We start from the raw sequence: 766 nt of genomic DNA on the forward strand, positions 1-766 counted from the left end.
GACAATGAGCCATTCGCACCGCCCACCCTTTGTGCACGCTAGGCCAGAGGCAAACCCTCAACATAATTCATTACACATAATGCGCACTTAGGGTGTAGGCGCAAAGTTGTAATGTCACTATTTACCAAAGTTAAAATGTCTCTTTAGCTCGTAGTCACTAAGCTTTGCTTACAACCAGCTAAGGATGCGTTTAAGATGCTAGTGACTATGAATGATTCTGATATCTATCGTTTTAAAGTAATCCAAGATGTTTGCGATCGTAGGATCCGACGAGTCGACGCGGCAGACATTCTTGATTTGAGTGTTCGCCAAGTTCAAAGGCTTATGAATCGCCTGAGAGAATTCGGTGCTGTAGGATTGACTCACCAAGCTCGAGGTAAGCCAAGTAATAACCGCTATCCCAGTGACTACCGAGACACAGTTTTAAAACTGATTCGTGATCACTATTCTGATTTTTCTCCAACGCTTGCTAGAGAAAAACTATTTGAGTTACATAGCCTTCCAGTATCTAACGAGACCTTACGAAGTTGGATGATTGCAGATGGTTTATGGACGCCTCATTCGCAACGCAAGCCTAAAGTTTACCAACCTCGCTACCGACGTGATTGTTTAGGCGAGCTCGTTCAAATTGATGGCTCTCACCATGATTGGTTTGAAGGACGCGCTGACAAATGTTGTTTACTGGTCTTCATTGATGATGCGACTGGCCGCCTGATGAACTTAAGGTTCAGCGAAACCGAATCGGCCTTTGATTACATGCTAACAA

Annotated in this window: 1 protein-coding gene; it reads left to right on the forward strand. The window is 44.1% G+C overall.

Translation table 11 applies throughout. From position 1 onward, the window contains the following. Positions 1–207: 207 nt before the first annotated feature. Positions 208–766 (forward strand): helix-turn-helix domain-containing protein (locus VJL_RS27435; RefSeq protein WP_227741184.1); only part of this gene is annotated, 559 nt, incomplete at its 3' end.

Source organism: Vibrio jasicida CAIM 1864 = LMG 25398 (genome assembly GCF_000400365.1).
In the GTDB taxonomy this organism is placed as follows: Bacteria; Pseudomonadota; Gammaproteobacteria; order Enterobacterales; family Vibrionaceae; genus Vibrio; species Vibrio jasicida.